The 1,088-nt window shown below is 75.3% G+C and carries 1 protein-coding gene; it reads right to left on the minus strand.

The window, feature by feature from the left end:
- A partial coding sequence (locus tag G3I60_RS43635; protein WP_164608546.1) for a glycosyltransferase family 87 protein occupies positions 1–1,088 on the minus strand: 1,088 nt, incomplete at both ends.

The raw sequence follows: 1,088 nt of genomic DNA on the forward strand, positions 1-1,088 counted from the left end.
GCGACCAGCGCGATCACCAGCAGGGCGTACCAGTAGTAGGAGGGCGAGGTCAGGAGCAGCGCGGTGCCGGTGACGAGCAGCGCGCCGCTCCACGGCCGGTCCGGGTCGCCGCGGCGCATGACGTAGAGGGCGGTCAGCGCGATCAGGGCCACCGCGACCGGGGCGGCGACGCCGTCCGGCAGGAACAGCCGCAGCAGCGCGAACCGTCGGACGCTGCCTGATTCGTACCCCTCCTCCTGCAGATAGCCGGGCAGATAGCCGAGGACGCCGAAGCCGGAGGTCAGGATGTACGGCAGATAGGCGAGGGCGATCACCAGCACGGCGGGTACCAGGACGCGCGCGGCGTCGCGGGGGCCCCGGCGGGCGAGGGCGCCCGGCAGGACGACGGCGGGCAGCAGCTTGACGGCGATGGCCGCGCCGAGCAGCGCGCCGCGGCGCGGCAGGACGGACGTGCCGAGCGCGAGCACGGTCAGCAGCACGCCGAGCGTGTCGACATGCGCGTCGTTGACGGCCGCGAAGGACACCGCGGGACACCAGGCCCACAGCGCCGCGCGCCGTGGATCGCCGCGCCGCCGCAGGACGAGGAGCAGGGCGGCGCTGGTCCCGACGGCCAGCAGCGCGCCCGCGATCTGGGTCGGCTTGTGGCGGGCACCGTCCGGCGACAGCGCGTGGACGGCGAGGAACCAGCCTTCCGCCACCGGCGGGTAGATGGTGTTCACGGCGGGCCGGTTGATCCGGGTGCAGTCCGCGCCGACTGCGCGCAGATCGGGTGCCGGGCAGTCGGGGCCCGGCGGGAAGAGCCAGCGGTCACGCAGCCCGGCCAGTTCCGGCGCGGCGGGCGGGTGGGCGTACGGGGAGATGCCCGCGGCCTGCACCCTGCCGTCCCAGGCGTAGCGGTACATGTCGCTGCTGGTGCGGGGCGGGCCGCTCAGCGCCGCGAGCGACAGCGCGGCGCTGCCGGCGAGCACCAGGACCACGGCGGCGCGCACGGGTACCTTGCGGACCGTCCATGCGGCGCCGGCGAACAGCACCCAGGCCGCCGCGTACCAGTACAGGAGGTGGCGCGGGTGTGCCTCGGAACCTCCTGA

Origin of the sequence: Streptomyces sp. SID13666 (assembly GCF_010548325.1) — a bacterium.
GTDB lineage: Bacteria > Actinomycetota > Actinomycetes > Streptomycetales > Streptomycetaceae > Actinacidiphila > Actinacidiphila fildesensis.